Genomic DNA, 20,794 nt, shown 5'->3' with positions numbered 1-20,794 from the left:
GGCTCGCACATCATGGCCCGCTCCGCTTCTGCGGCCGCCATAACGGAGGCATGTCCTCCAGCGCGCAGCACCCCGCACCCGCGCCGAGGGACCTCTCGGGCGCGGACGCCCAGGACCTCGCGCTGTACCGGGAGAAGTTCCGGCGCCGCCTGCCGGAGTCGCTGGACGAGCTGCACGGGCCGACGCACGGTGTCGTAGAGCTGCCGCTGCACCTGGCCTGGTCCGGGATGACCTTTTACGACCTAGGCAAACCTCGCCAGCGCATGGGCCTGTACCGCACCGTCCTGCACGAGGGCCTGCGCGACGATCTGCCCCAATACCTCAACCGGTATCTTCGCCTCCAGATGTGGCCGGTGCTGCGCACACTCGTCGGTCGCACCGTGCGCTCCGTGTGGGAAGACGCCTTCCCCGAGCTCGCCTCCCGCACCCGGGCAGCCGCATGACGGACATGCCGGAGCTGCACACGCGGCTCGTGGCGGACGTGATCGCCCTCGGCTCGCCGTATCCCTTGCGCCCATGGCCGACATCGCGGCCGCACTCTGTAGTGGTCCGGAGGCCCGGGGCTGGAAGGTGCAGGCGCTGGAAACTGCCCCGCTGTCTGCTCGCTTCACCGTGACCGACCCAGTCACAGAGCAGGCCTGTGAAGTCGACATCCTCAAGGAGATCTTCTGGCGGCCCGTCGCCCAGAGCCCGTACGGGCCCGTTCTCGCGGAAGAGGACGTCATCGGGACCAAAGTCCGCGCCCTCGCCGACCGCGGAGCACCCCGCGACCTGATCGATGTGTTCGCAGCATCCCGCCGCTGGTCCAATGCCGAGCTCGAGGAGTTCGGCCGCCGCCATGCCCGCGGCTGCTTCGAGCGCGAGGACCTCCAGGCGAACCTCACTGGCGCCGAGTGGACCGACGACGAAGCCTTCGCCGCATACGGCATCGACGATGCCACCATCACCACTCTCCGCACCTGGGCCGTGGAGTGGGCCGACGACCTCGCGACCCGCCTCCTCGATGAGTCGGAGGACCCGGACACCGACTGATCGCAACGGGGCGAGAACGAATCTTCCAGCAGTCCGGGCCGACGGACACTGTCTCAACGCCCCTGTCCGTAAACACCTGATGGCGAGGATGACGCCCCACATTCAGCTTTCGGTCTGGCGGCCCTCGGCGCCTGCTCCGAAGCCGGCGTCGCGCTGCCTCCGTCATGTTCTTCGCAGTCCCGCAAGGGGGCCGCTGGCCTCCGGGCCCGGCATGACTGTTGCCCCTCTGCCGAACGGATGACCAAATGCGGCAGGGCCGTTACCAGCGAGGTGCGGTGCAGCCCGGCTGCGCGAGGCGCGCCGCTGCAAGCGAACGTGCTGCCGTTGACCGTAGGGGTGAGACGCCGGAATACGTCTGCAAGCTGTGTGGTGCCCCGGTGTCGACCGAGCCCGGCCGGGAGATCAGGACGGCCACAGCTCCCGCTTTATCTGCACTATCGGACCGGGCTGGAGCACAACGTCCTTGGTGCGTGGCGATCCTAACGTGCTGACAGATTTGAGGTACATGAGGCACTGGGGCCGACTACGTTCAAGCTGATCATTGTAGGGCGAGGCCATCGATGGCGCAGGTCCGGGTGGCAGTCGCGCCGAGGTGTCGGCGGTGGAGTATCGCCCCCGGGGGAAATTGAGGTCCGGACGTGCTGGCCTGCCGCGATATCGAGCTCGCTACATGTAGCCAGTGTTTAGGAAGTGGCCCTGGCGTCGAACGCGACGACGTAGGCAGGATCGTGAGTCATGCGTGCAGTTGTGTTCGACATGGATGGGACGCTTTTGGACAGCGTCCCCACGGTGTCCCGCGCGTACGCCGACGCGATTCGCTCGCTCGGCGGCCCGCCGGTCTCGCCGGATGAGGTGGTCGCCGGCTGGCATGTCGGCCACACAGAGCTGGTTCTCGCCCACTTCCTCGGCCGCACCTGCGGCCCCGCCGAGGTCGAGCGCTTCCACGCTTACCTGGATCCGGCCGTCGCCGAGCTGCGGCCGTTCCCTGGCATACCGGCCCTGCTCGACGAAGTCGCCGATGCGGGCATGCGGCTGGGCGTATTCACGGCGGCCACCCGGCGAGTGGCTTCGAGCATGCTCGCTGCCGCCGGAATCGACGCGCGATTTGGCGTGGTCATCGCAGGCGACGAAGTCGACAGGCCCAAGCCGGCGCCGGACGGGTTGTTGCTGGCACTGCGGCAGCTCGGGGTTCCGGCCGAGGCGACTGCCTATGTGGGTGACGCTGAAGTGGACCTCGACTGTGCCAACGCCGCGGGATCGCTGGGAGTGCACGCCAAGTGGGGTGCACGCGCCGGTGTCCGTACCGGGGCTCACCCGGTCGCGGCGCGTCCGTACGACGTACTCAGCCTGCTGGTGGCGCCTCGCAGGCGTACGGGCGACGGCATGGCCCGCCAGGGCAGCTCCGGGACAGTGTCCCGCAGATCGGCAGATCAGTTGAGGCTCGCGAGTGAGGATGGGCAGTCGTGATCGCCATTGGTTGGTTGCGCGAGGAGGATCGCGCCGCCTGGGAAGCGCTGGCGCGCGGTTACAAGGCGTTCTACCGCACCATGGTGCCGGACGAGGGCTACGAGCAGACTTGGCAGCGGCTACGGGGCGACACCGAGTTCCACGGCATCGGCGCCTGGTCGCAAGGGAAGCTGGTCGGCATCGCGCACTATCTGTTCCACCCGACGTTCTGGATGGAAGACAGTTGCTACCTCCAGGACCTCTTCGTCGACGAGGCGGCACGCGGCCGAGGCGTGGCGCGGATGCTGATCGAGAAGGTGGCCGATGCATCGCGGGAGCAGGGGGCATCCCGCTTCTACTGGACCACTCAGGAGGACAACACCGCCGCCCGCGCCCTGTACGACAAGGTGGCGAGCTTCCAGGGGTTCATACGCTACGACTACCCCATCGGCTTGCGACCTGGGGGAAGTGCTGGCGGGGGCCGGTCGGCAATGACGTGAGAAGGGCCGTGCGGGTCAGGTGAGTTGTGAAGCTGACCTGGGCCCGCACGGGGTGCTCACATCCTGCTCTGTCCGGCGTCTCCCACGCACACTTCGGCGAGTTGTTCGCCGAACTCGCCGACCCCTGGGAGGCGGCCCGACAGTCCACGCTGCGCATGGCGCGGGGTGGTGAACGCAAGCGGGCGGCCGGGGCAGGACGCAAGCCGAAGCTGGTTCTGTACGACAGGCTGCTTCTCACGCTGGTACACCTGCGCCATCAGCTACCGCACGAGGTCCTGGCCGAACTCTTCGATATCGACCGCTCAACCACCTCGGCGGCGATCCGGCAGGTCCGCCCGCTGCTCGCGGCGCGCGGCTTCGCGGTGCCCGACCGGCCCGGGGTACGACTGCGGACGCTGTCCGACGTCTTCGCCTACGCCGAGAGCCTCTGGTCAACCGAGCGGGCGCCTCAATTGGACCCGGGCGGCATCCGGGGCTGAAGCCTCGGACAACTACTTGGATTTTCCAAGTTGCCTGGTTATGCTGCCGCCTCGTGATCACTAGCAGGAGCGACGGATACGAGCTCTCCACAGACCCGGATCGCCTCGACGTGGCGCTGGTGCACGAATGGCTGTCGACCGACGCGTTCTGGGCTCTTGGGCGCAGTCGGGAAACGGTTGAGGAGTCAGTGCGCGGCTCATTGAACTTCGCTATCTACGACGCCTTCGGTGACCAGGTCGCCTATGCGCGCGTGGTGACCGACCGCGCCACCTTCGCTTGGCTGTGCGACGTCTACGTTGTGCCTGCGCACCGCGGCAGAGGGCTCGGCACCTGGCTTGCGGGAGCGGTCCGCGACCATCTCGCCCCGTATCGGCTCAAGCGTGTGCTCCTGTCGACCCTCGACGCCCATGAGGTTTACGCGAAGGCTGGATTCATGCCGGTTCCGAATCCCGAGAACTTCATGATCTTGAGGGTGACGGGATGAACGAACCAGGGGCGGGCTGCTACGGGCAGATGCATAGTCGCTGAGACGTCTCCCCATTTGGGCAGATCGGTAGCCTGACGATCATGGCGGGGATCGTTGAGCGGCTGGTGCCGGACGAGTTGTGGGAGCTGTTTCAGCAAGTGCTACCGGGGGGCGCCACGCGGCCGCAGGACGGACAACGTGACACTGGGAGAGCCCACTGCTGGGAAATCCAGCGCACGGTGGGTTCGGTGGGGCCGTCGGAAAAGGACCTGGTCACAGGCATCACGGCTACCGGAGGAGCAACTGGATGCCTTCAACGCCTATGAGGGCGCCGTGTTGCCGCTCCTTGCCGAGCACGGAGGGCGACTCGAACGGCGACTGCGCACTCTGGACGACCGTATCGAAGCTCACCTCGTGACCTTTCCCAGCGACGAGAGCTTCACCTCCTACCTGCCTGATGAGCCTTTCGTCAGGTGCCAACGCATCCCGGATCGCACACCGGCTCTGGAACGTACGGCCGAGCCGCTCAGCAGGGCCTTGCTCGCCCAGGGACCGGAGCTCGCGAGCCTGCCGGACTAGTGCCACGGGTAGCGGGCGGTGAAGCCGTCGGCGTTGAAGTTGTGGATCACATCGCGGACCCGATCGGTGCTGGTGAACGTCACGTCTGCGTTGTTCGCCTCGCTCATGCCCTGCGCGGACAGCAGCACCATCTGAGCCCGCCGTCAGGTCACCACCGACCTGGTACGGGCGAATGATCCGCACCCTGCACCACGCTTTTTCAGCTCGGGCTCATCTTGGCCGGGCCGAGTTTCTCGATCACCTCACGCATCTCCTCCTCATCGGCTTCGTAGACCGTCTCGCCCACGCGGAGATCACGGGCATGAAGGGTGTGAATAAGCGGTCCGTGGGGCGTGCCGAGCCGGACCAGGGAGGCCGAAGGACCGTGCACGGCGCGCTCGGTGCCGGGCTGGGCAGTCAGGTCGATGCGGCTGACGATGCCGGGCGTGACCCAGACCGTCGCCTGTTCCAGGCGCCCCAGGATCTGAAGATGGAAGTGACCGCACAGGATCAGCTGCACATCCGTTCCGCGGATCACCGCACCCAGCTCATCGGCATCCTGCAGCCCCAGCGCCCGCTGCACCTCGACCTCCAAAGCGACCGGCGGGTGGTGGAAGGCCAGGAGCGTGCCGTGCGCCGCGGGCATGGCCAAGACCTCACGAAGCCAGTCCAGCTGGGCCCGGCCGATCCTCCCGTAGCCCTTGCCCGGCACGAGAGAGTCAAGAGTGACCACCCGCCAGCCACCGACCGTGCTCACGGCGGCCCGCTCACCCCCGGGCCCGTCGTACACCGCGTCGGGGCGTGCGTGGCCACAGCCGAGCACCTCGCTGAACGCCGCCCGCTCATCGTGGTTCCCGGTCGCGTAGAACACCGATGCGCCCCGCTCCTGGGCGTAGCCGCCCACGAGCTCATGCGCCCGCGCGTAACCCTCGCGCGATCCATCGTCCGCCACGTCTCCCGTGACGACGAGTGCATCGAGGTCGCGTAAATGGACCAGGTCGGCGAGCATCCGGCGAAGCGCCGCCGTGCCATCGGCCCCATCGGCGTCCGGGCCGCCGGCGCGGTCGAGGTGTGTATCGGACAGATGCAGAATCTTCATCTCGTCAACCTAACCGCACATCAGCTGCTGCCGGCCTCGCGGAGCGAACGAAGATCCGGGCTCACACCACAAGCCGTCAGCCGCAGGCCCACGAGCAACCGACAGCGAGACGCGTTGTCGGTTCTCATCGACATTTCCGGGCCGTCTGATCGCTAAGTGCCGCCCGAAACCGTCGACAAACGTCGCCAGCTCCCGTTTGCGAAACCACCGTGTTGGTGTGCCCCCGGCCAAGGCCCTGAGGGCACTGCGTTCGCAGGGTGAGACACACGGGGCTTCTGCATAGGACCGTCAAGTGTTGGCGCCACGGGCTGCTACCGGCCAGCGGTCGACGACGTTGCCCTGCCGGGTGACGACCAGTTCGTCGGCAAGATTGACCGCCGTGCAGACGTGGTTGGGGGCGACGGCTACGAGCGCGCCCAGGGGCGGGGCCTCGCTGCCCTCTGGGAGTACGACCGTTGCGTGGTGCTCGGAGAGCGCGGTGACCGTCGCCTCAGGGAAGTCTGGTAGTTGTCCGTGGCCGGCCACCCACGGGGTGGTGTCGGTGCCGAGGACCTTGCTGCCCGCGTCCAGCACGAAGCGCCCCTTGGCCGGGGCGCTGACCACCGTCGCGGCGGCGACGAGTGCCACGTCGTCCGGAGTGCAGGAGCCGAGGGCCAGCTGGGTGGCGTCATTGAAGACGTAGACGCCGGGCCGGAGTTCGTTGACGATGCCCGGCTGCCAGCGGCCGGCGGTCGGCGTCGAGCCGCCGCTGATCATCCGTGCCGGGAGCCCGACGGCAGAGAGTGCTTCGGCGGCCTCGCCGAGCTCCCGCTCCTCGTCGCGAGCCGCTCGCTCGCGGGCCTGGGCGTCGTGACCGTAGCCGTGCCCGGGGAAGGTGAAGACGCCGACGACGTTCAGTCCGGTATCGGCCGCAGCTTTGCCGACGGCAACGGCATCTGTGGGACGGACGCCGGTACGGTGGTGCCCGCTGTCGATCTCGACCAGCAACTCGACCGGCCGGGCCGAGCCCCGCACGGCCTCCCCCAGGCGCCGTGCGCCCTCCGGGGAGTCAGCGGCCAGGCGCAAGGCCACTGTCTCCGCGAGCCGCCGCAGCCGCCGGGCCTTGTCGTTGTCGATCCACAGCGGGTAGGCGATGAACAGGTCGGTGACGCCGTGGCGGGCGAACGCCTCGGCTTCGGCGATGGTGGCGACCGTGAGGCCGACAGCGCCGGCCGCGAGCTGGCGGTCGGCTATCGGCAGGCTCTTGTGGGTCTTGGCGTGCGGGCGCAGCGCGAAGCCTCCGGCACGGGCGTGCTCGGCCATCCGCGTGATGTTGCGCTCCAGTACATCGACATCGATCACCAGCGCGGGCGTGGTCAGGCCGGCGGAAAGACTCGTGAACATGGGCATACCTCCGGTGTCGGAACGCCTCCAGGGGATCACGGCGGGCTCCTGGCCCGTCTCACAGACGACCCGGTGAGGGTGACTCATGCGGTGATCTCCCTCGCTGCGGTCCGGATTTCGTCCAGCAGGACGGTGAGGTCGGCCTCGGTCGTGTCCGGGTGGAGGACACAGGCGCGCAGGGCTGCCGTGCCCGAGAGCCGAGTGCCGGTGAGAAAGGCCCGCCCGCGCCGCTGTACGGCGGTCGGGATGGCCTGGTTCAGTGCCTCTGTCGTGTCGGGGTCGAGGGCCTTGGGCCGGTGGCGGAAGGCGACGACGGAAGTGACGGCCGGGGCGATCAGGTCGAAATCGTCGGAGGCTTCGATCATGTCGGCGAGGGCACGGGCGAGTTGGGCGGTTCGCTGCACCAGGTGGGCGATGCCGTCGCGGCCGAGGTGCGCGATCGTGGCCCAGACACGCAGTGCGCGGAACGGACGGGTCTGTTCGGGGCCGTACTCGGAGAACCAGCCCAGGTCGTCGGCCTCGTCGTCGCGGAGGTAGGGCGGTATGAGGCTGAAGGTGTCGCGCGGGCCGACCGGGTCGCGGAAGAGGACGCATCCGGCGTCGACGGGTACGCCGAGCCATTTGTGAGGGTCCAGCGCGAGGGAGTCCGCCCGTTCCAGGCCGACATAGACGGGGCGGATTCCTTCATCGAGGACCCCGAGCGCGCCGTAGGCGCCGTCGACGTGGAACCACAGCTCGTGCTCGCGGGCGATCCCCGCGATTTCCTCCAGAGGGTCGACGGCGCCGGTGTTGACTGTTCCGGCGCTGGCCGCGATGAGCATCGGGCGCACGCCCGCCTCCCGGTCCGAAGCGATCAGGCGGCGCAGTGCGCCGGTGTCCATGCGGTATGCGCCGTCGACCGGGACCGTGCGGAGGTAATGGCTGCCCATGCCAAGGAGTTCCGCCGCCTTGCGCAGACAGCTGTGCCCCTCGGCTGACAGGTAGACCGCCAGCGGAGGCTGTCCGTACAGGCCCGTCTCGCGCACGCTGTGGCCCTGTTGACGGATCGCCCGCTGCCGGGCAGCGGCCAGCGCGATGACGGTTGCCATGGAGGCACCGCTGGTCAGCAGTCCGGCACCGGGCGGGTGCGGGAAGCCGACCAACTCCGCCAGCCACCGCACGGCGGTGCGCTCCAGCAGGACTCCGGCGTGGTCTCCTCCGGCGCAGCTGGGGTTCATGGCTGCGGCCAGCGGGGCGACCAGGACTCCGGCCGGCGAGGGCGGGGAGTTGACCCACCCGAAGAACCTGGGGTGCCCGTTGCCCATCGGATAGGGAAGAATCCGGTCCCGTACGTCGTGCAGCAGTTCCGCCACGGGGCGCCCCGCCCCGGGCAGCGGCTGCCGGGTGAGCCAAGAGCGGTCCGCGTCGGCCACCGGTCGCCACACCGGCCCGCCGGCTACGGCGGCCAGGTGACCGACTGCCATGTCCGCGGCCGATCGGCCCGCTCGTCGCAGGTCATTCATCGGGGCCTCCGGACACGTGATGGTGGTGTGGGTCGGCTGTCTGGCCCAGCGCCATGGCCAGGTAGTACACGCACACATCAGCGGAGTCGTTGGCGAAGGCATGCCGGCGGTTGCCGGGGAAATAGGCGGCGTCCCCGGACGCCAGACGGTGCGGGACACCATCGACGGTCAGGCGCAGTTCCCCCGTCTCCACCGCCACGTACTCGTGCGAGCCCGGGGCGTGCGGGGAGAACTCCCCGGCGTCCACGCCCGGTTCCAGGGTGGTGCGCATGAACTCGAACTCGACGCCCGGGAGGACGGGAGACAGGATCCGCCGCTCCCACCCGGAGGGATCCCGCACCACTTGCTGCTGGGCGCAGTGCAGGACCACCACACCGGGGCGTACGGGTTCGTCGAGGAGCCGGGCGATCGACGTGCCCAGCGCGGTCGCCAGCCGGTCGAGGACCAGCACGCTCGGCGTCTTGGCACCGCGCTCCACCTCGGACACCATGCTCCGGCTCACCCCGCTCAGCTCGGCGAGCCGCTCCACAGCCATGTCCCGGGCCCGCCGCTCGGCTCGGATCCTGGCCCCCAACTCAGCCATGGACAGACCGCTGGACAGGGCGTTTCGATCACTCATGATTCCACTATAGCGATTCCACTCCCCTATAGAGGAATTCTGCTGGCTCGGGCTGCCGACGCCCGTGAGAAGGACGCTCTCGCCCGCCCTGCCTCCCCCGACGTCAACAAGCCGATCACGGTCGACTCGCCCTGAAATGAGGCGTGGTGGCTCCGCCCGGCGGAGCCACCACTTCTGAGTCGGATCAGGATCTCAAGGGACTGCCCGCATGGCCTTTCGTAGGGCGAGCCGGAGCGACGCGATGGTTTCTTCCGATTCCTCACGTTGTTTCGCGCGTCTCTCGGCACGGCTGCGGGCCTCGGTGAGGTCTCTGGCCAGGGCCTGATTCCGGTGTTCCAGGTCCTGAATCCGATTGACGAGATCGGCCTGGGCCACATTGTCGATTTCCGCGCCCAGGGCAAGCTGGACACGACGCTTCAGAGCATCGCGCTCTCGTTTCAGCTCCTGGATCTCCTCACGGGCGAGCGCGAGGTCGGTGTGCAGGCTGGCGGGCGTGGCCCGTTCGGGCCGGGGAACCGCAGCCGCTTCCACGCCGTGCTGGGCCTGGCCCCTCATCGCGTCCCGGATCGCGGCTTTGATGGCGGGTTTGTTGTAGACGAACCAGGTCGACACATCCGCTTCTCGTGCCGCACGGGCGAAGGAAACGCGCTGTCCGGTGGTGTGCAGGTCGCGGATGGCGCGCCGCTCATGGGCACTCCGGGTGTTCAGCCGTTCCACGGGGACGAAGGCAGCGGCTGACCGTGCCTTGCGCAGTTCTCGTGCTGCTTCCTCAACGGCCGTTCGCTCGTGCTCGGGCAGGGCCTCCAGGGTGTGCCGCATCTGAGTGAGGGACTTGTTGTAGCCGGCGATCTGGTCGTCGAAGTTGCGGATGACCCAGTCGGCGGCGCCCATGGCCAGGGCTGCTTCCTTGTCGGCCCGCAGCTCGGCGACCTGCTGCTCCAGGGCCGGCAGGTAGGAGGGGTCGGGGCGGTAGAAGTCGCAGCCGGCGCACTGGAAGCGGATGCGGCAGTGCTGCCCGCCGGCCTTGACGTTCCTGGGTTCGCTGCAGCCTCCGTAGGGGACCGCGACGGTCTGGCCCTCGTAGGCCAGTGCGTCACCGTAGCTGTGGGGGTTGCCGTGCCGGTCGATGGTCAGCCGGGCGACGGTCTCGATGGCTTTGCGTTTCCGCTCCAGGGAGACCTTGTAGTAGCCCATAGTGGTGTCGGTTTCGCGATGGTCCATCAGCTCGCGCAGGTGATCCACGGGCACGCCGGCGTCGGCGTGCCGTTGTGCGTAGGCGTGCCGCAATCCGTAGAGAACGATCTCCGCGCGGTCGTACGGCATGGGGTTGCCGTGCTCGTCGAGCCCCTCGTCGAGCAGGACGGGGATGCTGTCCACCCAAGTCCGGAAGATCTTGGCAGAGAAGTGGTGCGCGGACATGTGGCCGCGACGGGTGCGGTTCGGGCCCGGGGCGGGGAAGAGCCATTCCTGTGCGAGTGCGCGCACGGGAAGACCCGACAGCTTCTTCTCCCATGTCTCGATGTCGCGTGCTGTGTCCTCGGTGGTGGGAAGGCGGCGCCCGTAGCGGCGGCGTTTGAGGTTGTCGTAGATGAGGGTGGGTTTGCCGTCGACACGCTGGACGCAGCCGCGTCGGAGGCGGGCCGCTTCTTCCGGGCGGCGGCCGGTGTCGCGCACGATCCGGTAGTACGCGGTGTACATCTGCGTGTAGTCGTCGGCGGTCCAGCCTTGGCGCTCGTAGCTGGTGCCGATCAGGTGCAGGTGCTGGTCGAGCTCGGCGATGACGTGCTCGGGGATCGCGCGGCCGATGTCGTCCTCGGCGTCTTCCTCCGGGGTCTCCAGCTGATGAAAGGCCGGGGACAGCGCGAAGGCGCCAGGAATCTGATCCATGAGGCCGAGCAGGCGGGTGCGGTCGAGGAGGCTGCGCCAGTGGCCGAGCAGGGAGCGGCGGTGTTTACTGCCGTACGGCTTGCCGCTTTTCGGGTTGTGGGCGGTCCGGAACCCATCGACGATGGCGCTCATGTCCGCCAGCTGCAGCTTGTGCGGGTTCTCCCCGTTCGGTCTGGAGGCGAGTGCGGCCGAGGCGATGGCTGCCGCCTGCACCGCAGCCCGGAGCTCAAGAACGGTGGGCCGCGTCTGCCGCCCGTACTCCTTGGCGATCTCGCGTAGCCACGTCTGCCGCAGCACTGCGAAGTCGATGGTTCCGGAGGTGGCCCGGTACTCGCGGCGTTTTCCGGCGATCAGCCCGACCAGCCGGCCCGGCGGAGCTTGTCCAAGGTCTCCGGGAAACCGGGGGGCGAGATCGAGCAGCGAGCCAAGACCGCCCGGGAGGCAGGCGATAAGGGCACGGATGCGGCCGGGCACGAGGATGACATCCAGCTGGTCGCGCTGCTGGAGCGCGTAAAGGATCTCGGTGCGTACTGTCGCTGACACCGGCCCCAACGCGAACTGCGTCTTGCCGATCCCTCGGTTGATGCCCCCGTGCTGGTTGCCGTGGCGAGCCCCAGGCAGGTGCGTGGATGCGAAGTCCGGCGGCTCCCCCTTCCTCCGCCGGTCGTGAGTGCATCCCGAGCAGTAGCTGTTGAACGACTCCACGACTGCCGGGCAGCGCATGACTCGGCAGGGGTGAGCCGCCGTCAGCGGATTGCCCACCGAGCCGGTGAAGACATTCGTCTCGGGATCCCACTCTCCGTGCCGCCAGCGCGGATCCAGCCGGGTGGCCAGCCATCCGCCCCAGTCCGGGCGGTCGGCCTCACGACGTACCGGGACCGCTGAGAGTATCGCGTTCACCGGTCGGCTCCCGCGGCGGCGAGTTCCACAGCAGCGCGCAGGTCGTCGTCCGTCGCATGCAAATAGACAGCCGTGCTCGCGGACGAGACGTGGCCCACAATCGTCTGCACAACATCCGGATCGACCCCGCCGCGTATCCATCGGGTGGCGGCCGTGTGGCGCATCATGTGCGGACGGGCGCGGAATCCGCAGCGGAGTCCGATGCGTTCGATGATCTGTCTTGCGTTGGAATACGTCATCGACCTCCCCCCATAGGGGCCGAGCAGGTTGATGAACACGTAGTCGAAGGCGGCGGCCCCAGGCACTTCGTCGCGCTGCCAGGTGGTCGCGATATCGGTGGACCAACGGCCAGTGGTACACCCTGTGCGGGCCACGTGCCCTGACAGCTGGCCTGGACAATCCGAGGCCGTCGATAACGTACCGTGAACAAGGCTCTGCGTCGCGGGTACCACCATGGCCGACATCTGGCTCTGCCACGAGCCGCTCCCTGGGGAGAATCTGGGGAGAATGGGCCGCGTTGGGGAGCGCGTGGGGAGAATGGGCCGCGTAGCGCGAGAAGTGATGCGGGTGATCTCCTCGCCCTGCCCCCGACAAGCACCTGGCCAGGTCTCTTGGGCATCGGCGGACGCTGGGGAGAATCAGGGGACAAACGAATGCCGGCCCACGTCTTGCATCTCCCGCAACGAATCCACCTGGCTTCCCGTTCGGCGCTCCGGGCAACGCCCGCCAGTCCTGCGGCGCATCACCGACAACAGGTCCCGCGCGCGAAGGTCGCACAGGCGCAACACGCTTCGGACGGGTTCCGCCGCCGGCCTTCGCCGCCCCGGGGTCGCGCGCTGTCCAGTGTCGTCACAGCCAAGGCGGCAGGGTCACCGGCGCGACGGACCGGGGCGCGCGGCCGGTCGTCCAGGACAGCAACTCCGCGGCCGGCGCCTCGGCCACGGCCGGCGCTTCGGCCGTCGTCGGGCCGAACTCCCAGGTGCGGTCCCGGTCGGTCGGGGCGAGGCGGACCGCCGGGCAGGCGGGGCGGGTGGACAGCGTGGCGGTCACGTCGTCGAGCAGGGTGTCGACCAGGGGGGCGGGGAGGTCCGTGAAGGTCGTTCCCGATGCCAGGTCGACGGCGTGCAGCCATACCTCGCGTACGCGCATCCAGGGAACCTCGGCGGCGGGGATGGCACGTCCCAGGGCGCTTTTGACCTCCGCCTGCCAGGTCGTCGCGTCAAGGGCGGCCAGGGCTTTCTCCAGTTCCCCGGCCGTGGACCTCAGCTGGGCCCGCAGGACCTCAGGGGGCAGCGTCGCCGAGGACTCGATCTCGGCGGCGCGCTGCTCGCGGTTGCCGTACATCGGGGTGGGGACACCGGTGCGTGCCCAGGTGGCCAGGCGGGTGAGTGCCTCGGCGTTGCGGGCGACGTGGCCGATGACGTGGGCGCGGGTCCAGCCGGGGAGGGCACTGGGGGCGTGCAGGTCCCCGTCGGTGAGGCGGTCGGTCACGGCCGACAGCAGGGCCGTGCCCTCGCGCATCCACGGCAGGGTGACGGTCAGGTCATGGCGGTCGGTGTCGGTCATGACGTACGGCTCCCCAGGCGCTCCGCGATGTCCGCCCGCAGCGCCTTCTTGTCGATCTTGCCCACCTTCGTGGACGCCAACTCCTCGACACACACCAGGTGTTCGGGCAGCTTGAAGCGGGCCACGCCTGCCTCCTCCATCGCCGCGCGGATCGTGGCCAGGTCGGGCGACGGGTGCCCCGGCCCGGCGACCACGTAGAGGCAGACGCGCTCGCCCAGGGTGGCGTCGGGCATCGCCACGGCCGCGACCTGGCTGACGTCGGTGAGCTGGTAGACGAGGTTCTCGACCTCCTCGGCGGAGACCTTCTCCCCACCGCGGTTGATCATGTCCTTGTCCCGGCCCTCGACGACGAGGTTGCCGTCGGGCGTACGGCGGCAGATGTCGCCGCTGCGGTACCAGCCGTCCTCGGTGAACGCCCGCTTGTTGTGCTCGGCGGCGCGGTAGTAGCCGCGCGGTGTGTAGGGGCCGCGGGTGAGGAGGGCGCCGGGCTCGCCGTCGGGGACGTCCTGGTCGAGTTCGTCGACCAGTCTCACCTCGTCGTCGGGGCACATGGGGCGCCCCTGAGTGGTGCAGATGACGTCCTCGGGGTCGTCGAGGCGGGTGTAGTTGAGCAGGCCCTCGGCCATGCCGAACACCTGCTGGAGCGTCGCGCCGAGCACCGGGCGTACTCGGCGGGCCAGTTCGTCGGCGAGTCGGGATCCGCCGACCTGGAGGACGCGCAGGCTGCTCAGCTGTTCGGCGCCGTGCTGCTCGGCGTGCTCCAGCCAGCGTCCGGCGACGGCCGGGACGACGGCTGTGTGCGTGACCCCCTCGGCCGCGGCGGTGTCGAAGACGCGGACCGGTTCGGGACTGGGCAGCATCACCACCCGGCCGCCGGCCAGCAGGGTGCCCAGGATGCCGGGGCAGGCCAGCGGGAAGTTGTGCCCGGCGGGCAGGCTCACCAGGTAGACGGACTCGTGGTCGACCGCGCTGACCTCGGCGCTCGCCCGTGCGTTGTACGCGTAGTCGTCGTGGGTGCGGGCGATCAGCTTGGGCAGGCCTGTCGTACCGCCCGACAACAGGAACACGGCCACATCGCGGCTGTCGGGCGCGGCCGCGTCCAGCCGGGCCCGGTCGGCTGCCGGGTCCGTGCCCGGCGTGCACAGGGCGCGCAGGTCCACGCTGCCGGGGCCGACGTCGTCCCCGGCGACCAGGACGTGCCCGGGGCCCGTGATCTCCTTGCCGAGTTCGTGGGCGAGTGCCTGGTGGTCGAAGTCGCGCAGCCGGTCGGGTACGGCGATGGCGGCGGCCTCGGAGTGCGCGGCGAGGTAGGCCAGTTCGAGGCGGCGGTGCGCGGGCAGGGCCATCACCGGCACGATCCCGGCGCGCAGGCAGGCCCAGGTCAGGACGGTGAACTCCCAGCCGTTGGCCAGCTGGACCACGATCCGGTCACCGGGGGCGAGGCCGAGATCGAGCAGCCGCAGCGCCAACGCGTCGGCGCGGTCGGCGAGTTCGGTGTACGTCAGGCGGAGGTCGCCGTCGACGAGCGCGGTCGCGTCCGGCGTGCGGTCTCCGCTCTCGCGCAGCAGGTCGCCCAGCGGGCGGCCCGCCCAGTATCCGGCCGCCGTGTAGCGGTCGGCGTCGGCCTTCGGCCAGGGAACCGTTCCCTCACTGATGGGTGCGGCCATCAGTCATCACCTTCTCTTGCAGCGGCTCAGTGGTTTCCGCCGCGATACACACAGCATCCAACACCACAAGGCCCTGGGCGGTGATCCGCAGCGGATTGATCTCGATCTCGGCGAGTTCGGGGTGGGCGGCGAGCAGGTCGCCCAGGGCCGCCACCGCCTCTCCCAGCGCGGGCCGGTCCAGTACGGGCCCGCCGCGCCAGCCGTCGAGGAGGGCGTGTCCGGCCAGCTCGGCGGGCATGGCGGCGGCCTCGGCCACGCTCAGCGGGGCGAGCCGGATGCTGACGTCCGCCAGGGCTTCGGCGGTGGTGCCGCCGAGGCCGACCAGGACGATGGGGCCGAACACCGCATCGCGCCGGGCGCCGACCACGAGGTCCACGCCGGGCGGGGCCATCGACTCCACAAGGAAACGGCGCCCACCCGCCGTCTCGATCGCGTCCAGGGCCGCGTCGAGCTCTTCCGGCGTCCGCACGCCGAGCCGGACCCCGCCGATCTCGGTCTTGTGCAGCACGGCCGCGTCCAGCAGCTTGACCGCCACCGGGCCGGGCAGTTCGGCCAGCGCCCGGTGGGCCTCGGCGCGGTCGGCGCAGGTCCGGCGGGGCATGGTCGGCACGCCGAGCGCGGCGAGGAGCGTCTTGGCCTGGTCCTCGTCCCAGGGGCCGGGTCCGACCTCCACGTGCACCGCTACGGCAGGCACCGCCGTCGTACGGTTGCGGGCGCGTGCGTCGGCCAGCAGCGCGCCGGTCATCGCGGCGAGCCCGCTCGGGTCACCGGTCACCGGGACACCCCGGTCGAGGAGGGCGCGGCGAACCCGCCGTACGTCATCGCCCGCGCCCCCTACTCCGAGCACCATCGGCACGCTCACCCCGGCTGTCTCCACGGCCTCGACCAGGTCGAAGGCGCCGGGCTCGTGCAGCGCGTACCCGGCGATCAGATCCACGGCCGGGTCGGCGGCCACCGCTTCCAGTACGGCGGTGAAGCCGGGGCCCGGGCGGCCGGTGTCGACCGGGTTGGCCTGGTAGGTCAGCGGGGGCAGTACGTCCGCCAGCGTGCGCCGGGTGTCGGCGGTCAGCTCGGGCACGGCGGCGCGGCGCCCCCGCAGGTCGTCCAGGAGCAGCAGTCCCGGGCCTGCCTGTGCCGTCACCACGCCCACCCCCGGATCGGCGGCCGGGGGCAGTCGTACGAGGGACAAGGCGCCCACCGCGTCGACCAGTTCGCGTTCGTCGTCCACCAGCACGGCGCCCGCCTGGGCGAGGGCGGCGCGGGTGGTGCGCCAGGAGGTGGCGAGGGCGCCGGTGTGGGATGCGGCGAAGGCGCCGATGTCGTGGCGGCCGACGACGAGCGCGACGACCGGGCGGGTGGTGGTGAGCCGGGCGACCGAGTCGGCCAGGCCGCGGCCGTCGGAGACGGACTCGATGTGCAGGGCCACAGCCGTGGTGTGCGGGTCGGCGGCCAGGTGGTCGAGGACATCGGCGGTCGTGACGTCCGCGCTGTTGCCCAGGCCGACCGCGAGGCTCACGCCGTGCCCGGCCTCGCCGAGCAGGAACGCCAGCGCGTGGTTGACGCCCCCGCTGGCCGCCACCACGGCGATCCGGCCGGCGGGTACGTCGGCCGCACCCGGCACGAAGCTCGTAGTGAGGCCGTGAGCGGGCGCGAGGAACCCGGAGGTGTTCGGGCCCAGCAGCCGGATGCCGGTGCGCTCGACGACGTCGGCCAGCTCCCGCTGGTACCGCTCGCCCTCCGGTCCGGCCTCGGCGAACCCGCCCCCGTACACGACGGCGGCCCCCGCCCCGGCCTTGGCGGCCGCGGCCACGGCGTCGGCGCAGGCCCTGGCCGGGAGGCAGATCAGGGCGAGATCGACGGGGCCGTGCGCGGCGGCCTCTTCGACCGACGGGTAGATGCCGGCGGCGGGCTCCGGGTCGCGGGCGTTGACCAGCGCCACGTGCCCGGGGAAAGCGGTGACCGAACGGGCCAGCGCGGCGCCCAGCTTCGCCGGGTCGCGGGAGGCGCCGATGACGGCGATGCCGCGGGGGGTGAACAGCGCGTCGAGGTCGGGGCTCGTGATCAGGTCGGGGGCGGTCATGAGGACACCTCCCACTCGGCGACGGTGGCGGCGCTCGCGCCGACCAGGTCGGTCCGTCCGGACAGTACGGCGGTGACCGCACGGTCCCTGCCCAGCGAGTCGTCGACCAGCAGGGCGGGCAGCCCGTGGTGCAGCCGGGCCCGCTCGGTGAGCAGGGCGCGGGTGTACGGCGTACCACCGTGAACGGCGATCAACAGCGGGCTGGATGCGGCGAGTTCGGCTAGTCGTGTGTAGGCGGCGGCGAGCGCGGACTCGTCGTCCGGGGCCGTGATCCGGGCGCCCCAGGGCTCGGCGGTGTCCGGCGCGGATTCCCGCAGCGACAGCGGGGCACCGGATCCGCCGACCGCGGTGCTGCCGTCGGTGCCATCGGTGCCATCGGTGCCGTCGGCCGCGACCAGCATGACCCGGCTGGGCAGCCGCCACGCGCCGAGGTCGAACGGGGCGTCCAGGGGTTCGGCACCCCCATGACCCGACTGCCACTGGTCGTGACTGGCGCGGACGAACTCCGGCGCCCGCCGGGCCAGCCGCCCGTCCGTGATGCTGCGGGACAGGAAGTGGTAGGCGAACTGCCACGGCTCGAAGGCGTCGTGGTACTCGCCGAAGTGCTCCCACCAGCCGAGGCTCGGCCGTGCCGCGTTCTGGATCGCCTCGACCGACGGCCGGGCGGCGGCCTCGTACGCGGCGAGGGCGGCCGGGATGTCGTCGGCGTGCTTGGTGAGGGCGGCCGAGAGCGCGATCGCGTCCTCCATGGCCATCTTCGTGCCGGAGCCGACGGAGAAGTGCGCGGTGTGCGCGGCGTCGCCGAGCAGGGCGACCGGGCGGGGCTCGGTGACGTACCAGTGGCGCGTGCGGCGGGTGCGGAAGTTGCCCCAGCGGGAGTTGTTGACCAGGAGCCGGTGTCCGTCGATCTGCTCGGCGAACAGCTCCTCCAGGTACGCCTTCGTGGCCAGGTCGCTCGGACCCGGCGGCTGCGTCACGTCGAACGCGTCGAGGCCCGCCGACCGCCAGGTCACCTCGTCCGTCTCCACGATGAATGTGCTCACGTCCGCGCTGATCGGGTAGCCGTGCACCGCGAACACGCCGTGCGGGCCGCGCTCATGGACGAAGGTGAGCCCGTCGAACAGGTAGTCCGTGCCGAACCAGATGAACTTGGCCGTCGCCGTCTCGACCGCCGGTTCCAGACGGTCTGCCAGGCCCTCACGGATCCGTGACGACGTGCCGTCGGCCGCCACCACGAGGTCGTAGCCGTCCAGGTCGTCCAACCCCACCTCGCTCTGGAAGCGCAGGTCCGCGCCGAGCCCGCGCACCCGCTCCTGGAGCAGCGCCAGCAGGGTGCGGCGGACGATCGCGGCCATGCCGTTGCCGCCGCAGCGGATCCGCTCGCCCTTGAGCCGTACCTCGATGTCCTCCCAGTGCCGGCCGTGCGCGTCCAGCGCCTCACGGAGCACGGGGTCGGCGTCGTGGATGCCGGCGAGCGTACGGTCGGAGAACACCACACCGAAGCCGAACGAGTCGTCGGCCCGGTTGCGTTCGAAGACCGTCACCTCGACGGACGGGTCGGCCTGGCGGATCAGGGCGGCGAAGAAGAGCCCTCCCGGGCCTCCGCCCACGACAGCGATGCGCATGGTCAGCCCCTCACCGGAGTCTTGGCGCTGGCCGGGGTGGAGCTGCTCACCATGGTGTTGCGGCACTCGCCGATTCCCTCGATCCGGGTCACCAGCTCGCTGCCCTCGGTCAGATAGCGCGGGGGCTTGCGGGCGTGGCCGACGCCACCGGGGGTGCCGGTGGCGATCAGGTCGCCGGGGGTCAGGGTGACGATCTGCGAGATGTACGCCACCAGGGCCGCCGGGTCGAAGACCAGGTCGCCGGTGTCGGCCTTCTGCATCAGTTCGCCGTCGACCGTGCAGGTCAGCTCGGCCGACAGGGGGGCATCGTCCGGGCCTGCGACCACGAGCCACGGGCCGACCGGCGTACTGGCCTCGAAGGTCTTGCCCTGGAGCCACTGCGGCGAGCGGTACTGGAAGTCGCGGCCGGTGACGTCGTTGACGACGGTGTACCCGGCGATCGCGGCGCGGGCCTGTTCGGGCGTGGCGTGGCGGACCTCGGCGCCGATGTACACGCCGAGTTCGGCCTCCCAGTCCACCGCGTCGGATCCGGCGGGCAGCTCGACCGGGTCGTACGCGCCGACCTGGGCGCGGGCGAACTTGGCGAACAGCGTGGGGTGTTCGGGGAGTTCGCGGCCCATCTCCAGGATGTGGTTGCGGTAGTTGAGCCCGACGCAGACGATTTTCTCGGGGGACGGGACGGGCGGCGCGTAGGCGAGGCCGGCCAGGTCGTGGCGGGGGCCGTCGGCGGTCGCCGCCTCGGTCCGCCAGTCGGGGCGGCCGAGCAGCGCGCCCAGGTCGGGGTGAGCGCCGATCTCGACGGCGGCGTCGTCCTCGACACGGACCGCGCGGGTGCCGTCGGGGGTGCGGATGGTGGCGAGCCTCATGCTGACGGCTCCTCTCGGTGCGTGCGGGCGAGGCCGATGGCCTCGTAGACGGGGTCGTCGGAGAAGCGGAAGGCGTCCAGGCCGCCTTCGGTGGTGAGCGTGACCGGCGCCCAGGAGGGCACGGCGAACAGGTCGCCCTTGGCGACGTCGTAGAGTCGGCCGCCGACCTCGACCGTGCCGGTGCCGTCGAACACCTGCCAGACGGCGGAGCCGACCACCCGGGTCGTGGCGGTCCGGGTGCCGGGGCGCAGGCGGTGCATCTCGGTGCGGATGGTGGACAGGGCGTCGCGGGCGGTGGCCGGGTCGGTGAACCGTACGACCGCGTGCCCGGGCTCGACCACGCCCGGGTGCCCCTCGTCCTCCAGCTCCAGCTGGGCGGTGAGCGCCGCGTCGGTGTGCTCCCAGCGGTACGCCATGAGCGGGGAGGAGAGGGTGGCGGGGGCGCCGACGGGGGTGAGGCCCGGGTGGCCCCACAGGCGTTCGTTGCGGGAGGCCGCGGGGGTGGCGCGGGTGGCCAGCCGGTCCGGACCGAACTCGAAGAACCCGGCGTCGAGCTGGCGGACCAGCGGGATGTCCAGGCCGTCGATCCAGGCCATGGGCCTGTCGGTGGTGTTGTGGTGCTCGTGGAAGTGCATGCCGGGCGTGAGCAGCAGGTCGCCGCGGCGCATCGCCACCGGGTCGCCCTCCACGTTGGTCCACACGCCCTCGCCCTCCACCACGAAGCGGAACGCGGTCTGGGTGTGCCGGTGCGCGGGCGCCTCCTCGCCGGGGCCGAGGTACTGGATCGCGGCCCACAGGGTGGGGGTGGCGTACGCGGTGCCGGGCAGTCCCGGGTTGGCCAGCGCGATGGCGCGGCGCTCGCCGCCCCGGCCGACCGGGACGAGGTCGCCGCTGCGCTCGGCGAGCGGGTGGAGCACCGACCAGCGCCACAGGGCGGGCACGGCGTCCGGTTGCGGCACCTGGGTCATCAGACCCTCGCGCTGGGTCCACAGCGGTGTCAGATGTGCGGCCTCGAAGTCGGCGTAGAGCTGCTCCAGGGCGGCACGTTCGTCGGTGATCGTCACGACGGACTCACTCCTTCGGGATTACCTGAGTCCAACGTACGACACCGAAACAAC

General features: G+C 70.4%; 18 protein-coding genes and 2 pseudogenes. 6 read left to right on the top strand and 14 right to left on the bottom strand.

Annotation, left to right across the window (positions count from 1 at the left end; translation table 11 throughout):
* Window positions 1–50 precede the first annotated feature (50 nt).
* The 6 genes and pseudogenes from PBV52_RS39085 (at window position 51) to PBV52_RS39060 (ending at window position 3,942) form a co-directional block, all read left to right on the top strand.
* On the top strand, window positions 51–443 hold the full coding sequence (locus tag PBV52_RS39085) for a hypothetical protein (RefSeq protein ID WP_274245264.1): 393 nt from the start codon (window positions 51–53) through the stop codon (window positions 441–443).
* A pseudogene (locus tag PBV52_RS39080) lies at window positions 440–1,032 on the top strand (nucleotidyl transferase AbiEii/AbiGii toxin family protein). Before PBV52_RS39085 ends, PBV52_RS39080 begins: the two are co-directional and overlap by 4 nt.
* A gap of 735 nt (window positions 1,033–1,767) precedes the next feature.
* A complete protein-coding gene (locus PBV52_RS39075; protein WP_274245263.1) occupies window positions 1,768–2,499 on the top strand; it encodes an HAD family hydrolase in 732 nt (243 codons plus the stop codon).
* A complete protein-coding gene (locus tag PBV52_RS39070; protein WP_274245261.1) occupies window positions 2,496–2,978 on the top strand; it encodes a GNAT family N-acetyltransferase in 483 nt (160 codons plus the stop codon). Before PBV52_RS39075 ends, PBV52_RS39070 begins: the two co-directional genes overlap by 4 nt.
* Window positions 2,979–3,004: 26 nt before the next feature.
* Window positions 3,005–3,457: a transposase family protein gene (locus PBV52_RS39065; protein WP_274245259.1), complete on the top strand. Its 453-nt coding sequence runs from the start codon at window positions 3,005–3,007 to the stop codon at window positions 3,455–3,457.
* A 53-nt stretch (window positions 3,458–3,510) separates the two neighbouring features.
* Window positions 3,511–3,942, top strand: a complete 432-nt coding sequence (locus PBV52_RS39060; RefSeq protein WP_274245257.1) for a GNAT family N-acetyltransferase — start codon at window positions 3,511–3,513, stop codon at window positions 3,940–3,942.
* Window positions 3,943–4,212: 270 nt separating this feature from the next.
* Here PBV52_RS39060 and PBV52_RS39055 read toward each other — a convergent pair whose 3' ends face one another.
* From PBV52_RS39055 to PBV52_RS38990, 14 genes and pseudogenes are all read right to left on the bottom strand, one after another.
* Entirely contained in the window at window positions 4,213–4,335 is a 123-nt protein-coding gene (locus PBV52_RS39055) for a hypothetical protein (protein WP_274245255.1), read from the bottom strand.
* Window positions 4,336–4,508: 173 nt separating this feature from the next.
* A pseudogene (locus tag PBV52_RS39050) lies at window positions 4,509–4,634 on the bottom strand (IS630 family transposase); the annotation flags it as partial.
* A gap of 68 nt (window positions 4,635–4,702) precedes the next feature.
* On the bottom strand, window positions 4,703–5,581 hold the full coding sequence (locus PBV52_RS39045; RefSeq protein ID WP_274245252.1) for a metallophosphoesterase: 879 nt from the start codon (window positions 5,579–5,581) through the stop codon (window positions 4,703–4,705).
* A 288-nt stretch (window positions 5,582–5,869) separates the two neighbouring features.
* Window positions 5,870–6,964 carry an alanine racemase gene (locus tag PBV52_RS39040; protein ID WP_274245250.1) on the bottom strand — a complete coding sequence of 365 codons (1,095 nt, stop codon included), beginning with the start codon at window positions 6,962–6,964 and terminating at the stop codon, window positions 5,870–5,872.
* Between the two features lie 83 nt (window positions 6,965–7,047).
* Window positions 7,048–8,427 (bottom strand): pyridoxal-dependent decarboxylase, encoded by a 1,380-nt coding sequence (locus PBV52_RS39035; protein WP_274245249.1) that lies wholly within the window; start codon window positions 8,425–8,427, stop codon window positions 7,048–7,050.
* A 31-nt stretch (window positions 8,428–8,458) separates the two neighbouring features.
* Complete coding sequence (locus PBV52_RS39030; RefSeq protein ID WP_274245247.1) at window positions 8,459–9,085, bottom strand: helix-turn-helix domain-containing protein; 627 nt, start codon at window positions 9,083–9,085, stop codon at window positions 8,459–8,461.
* A 192-nt stretch (window positions 9,086–9,277) separates the two neighbouring features.
* Window positions 9,278–11,872, bottom strand: a complete 2,595-nt coding sequence (locus PBV52_RS39025; protein ID WP_274245245.1) for a tyrosine-type recombinase/integrase — start codon at window positions 11,870–11,872, stop codon at window positions 9,278–9,280.
* Entirely contained in the window at window positions 11,869–12,327 is a 459-nt protein-coding gene (locus PBV52_RS39020) for a site-specific integrase (RefSeq protein WP_274245243.1), read from the bottom strand. Before PBV52_RS39020 ends, PBV52_RS39025 begins: the two co-directional genes overlap by 4 nt.
* 394 nt (window positions 12,328–12,721) lie before the next feature.
* On the bottom strand, window positions 12,722–13,438 hold the full coding sequence (locus PBV52_RS39015; protein ID WP_274245242.1) for a maleylpyruvate isomerase family mycothiol-dependent enzyme: 717 nt from the start codon (window positions 13,436–13,438) through the stop codon (window positions 12,722–12,724).
* Window positions 13,435–15,105 (bottom strand): (2,3-dihydroxybenzoyl)adenylate synthase, encoded by a 1,671-nt coding sequence (locus tag PBV52_RS39010; protein WP_274245241.1) that lies wholly within the window; start codon window positions 15,103–15,105, stop codon window positions 13,435–13,437. Before PBV52_RS39010 ends, PBV52_RS39015 begins: the two co-directional genes overlap by 4 nt.
* Window positions 15,086–17,185, bottom strand: coding sequence for an acetate--CoA ligase family protein (locus tag PBV52_RS39005; protein WP_274245239.1), 2,100 nt, complete (start codon window positions 17,183–17,185; stop codon window positions 15,086–15,088). The genes PBV52_RS39010 and PBV52_RS39005 overlap by 20 nt, the downstream gene beginning before the upstream one ends.
* A complete protein-coding gene (locus PBV52_RS39000; RefSeq protein WP_274245237.1) occupies window positions 17,182–18,810 on the bottom strand; it encodes an FAD-dependent monooxygenase in 1,629 nt (542 codons plus the stop codon). The genes PBV52_RS39005 and PBV52_RS39000 overlap by 4 nt, the downstream gene beginning before the upstream one ends.
* Window positions 18,811–18,812: 2 nt before the next feature.
* Window positions 18,813–19,676, bottom strand: a complete 864-nt coding sequence (locus PBV52_RS38995) for a fumarylacetoacetate hydrolase family protein (RefSeq protein WP_274245235.1) — start codon at window positions 19,674–19,676, stop codon at window positions 18,813–18,815.
* Window positions 19,673–20,740: a cupin domain-containing protein gene (locus PBV52_RS38990; protein WP_274245234.1), complete on the bottom strand. Its 1,068-nt coding sequence runs from the start codon at window positions 20,738–20,740 to the stop codon at window positions 19,673–19,675. The genes PBV52_RS38995 and PBV52_RS38990 overlap by 4 nt, the downstream gene beginning before the upstream one ends.
* Between the last annotated feature and the right edge of the window lie 54 nt (window positions 20,741–20,794).

It is taken from the genome of Streptomyces sp. T12, assembly GCF_028736035.1.
GTDB lineage: Bacteria > Actinomycetota > Actinomycetes > Streptomycetales > Streptomycetaceae > Streptomyces.
The sequence above is the reverse complement of the archived record's forward strand: the minus strand, read 5'-3'. Positions and strand labels throughout refer to the sequence as shown.

Coding starts and splice junctions, on each gene's coding strand:
- PBV52_RS39015 (WP_274245242.1), bottom strand. CDS start 13,438: ATGACCGACACCGACCGCCATGACCTGACCGTCACCCTGCCGTGGATG.
- PBV52_RS39075 (WP_274245263.1), top strand. CDS start 1,768: ATGCGTGCAGTTGTGTTCGACATGGATGGGACGCTTTTGGACAGCGTC.
- PBV52_RS39010 (WP_274245241.1), bottom strand. CDS start 15,105: ATGGCCGCACCCATCAGTGAGGGAACGGTTCCCTGGCCGAAGGCCGAC.
- PBV52_RS38995 (WP_274245235.1), bottom strand. CDS start 19,676: ATGAGGCTCGCCACCATCCGCACCCCCGACGGCACCCGCGCGGTCCGT.
- PBV52_RS39000 (WP_274245237.1), bottom strand. CDS start 18,810: ATGCGCATCGCTGTCGTGGGCGGAGGCCCGGGAGGGCTCTTCTTCGCC.
- PBV52_RS39035 (WP_274245249.1), bottom strand. CDS start 8,427: ATGGCAGTCGGTCACCTGGCCGCCGTAGCCGGCGGGCCGGTGTGGCGA.
- PBV52_RS39030 (WP_274245247.1), bottom strand. CDS start 9,085: ATGAGTGATCGAAACGCCCTGTCCAGCGGTCTGTCCATGGCTGAGTTG.
- PBV52_RS39045 (WP_274245252.1), bottom strand. CDS start 5,581: ATGAAGATTCTGCATCTGTCCGATACACACCTCGACCGCGCCGGCGGC.
- PBV52_RS39020 (WP_274245243.1), bottom strand. CDS start 12,327: ATGGTGGTACCCGCGACGCAGAGCCTTGTTCACGGTACGTTATCGACG.
- PBV52_RS39085 (WP_274245264.1), top strand. CDS start 51: ATGTCCTCCAGCGCGCAGCACCCCGCACCCGCGCCGAGGGACCTCTCG.
- PBV52_RS39005 (WP_274245239.1), bottom strand. CDS start 17,185: ATGACCGCCCCCGACCTGATCACGAGCCCCGACCTCGACGCGCTGTTC.
- PBV52_RS39040 (WP_274245250.1), bottom strand. CDS start 6,964: ATGTTCACGAGTCTTTCCGCCGGCCTGACCACGCCCGCGCTGGTGATC.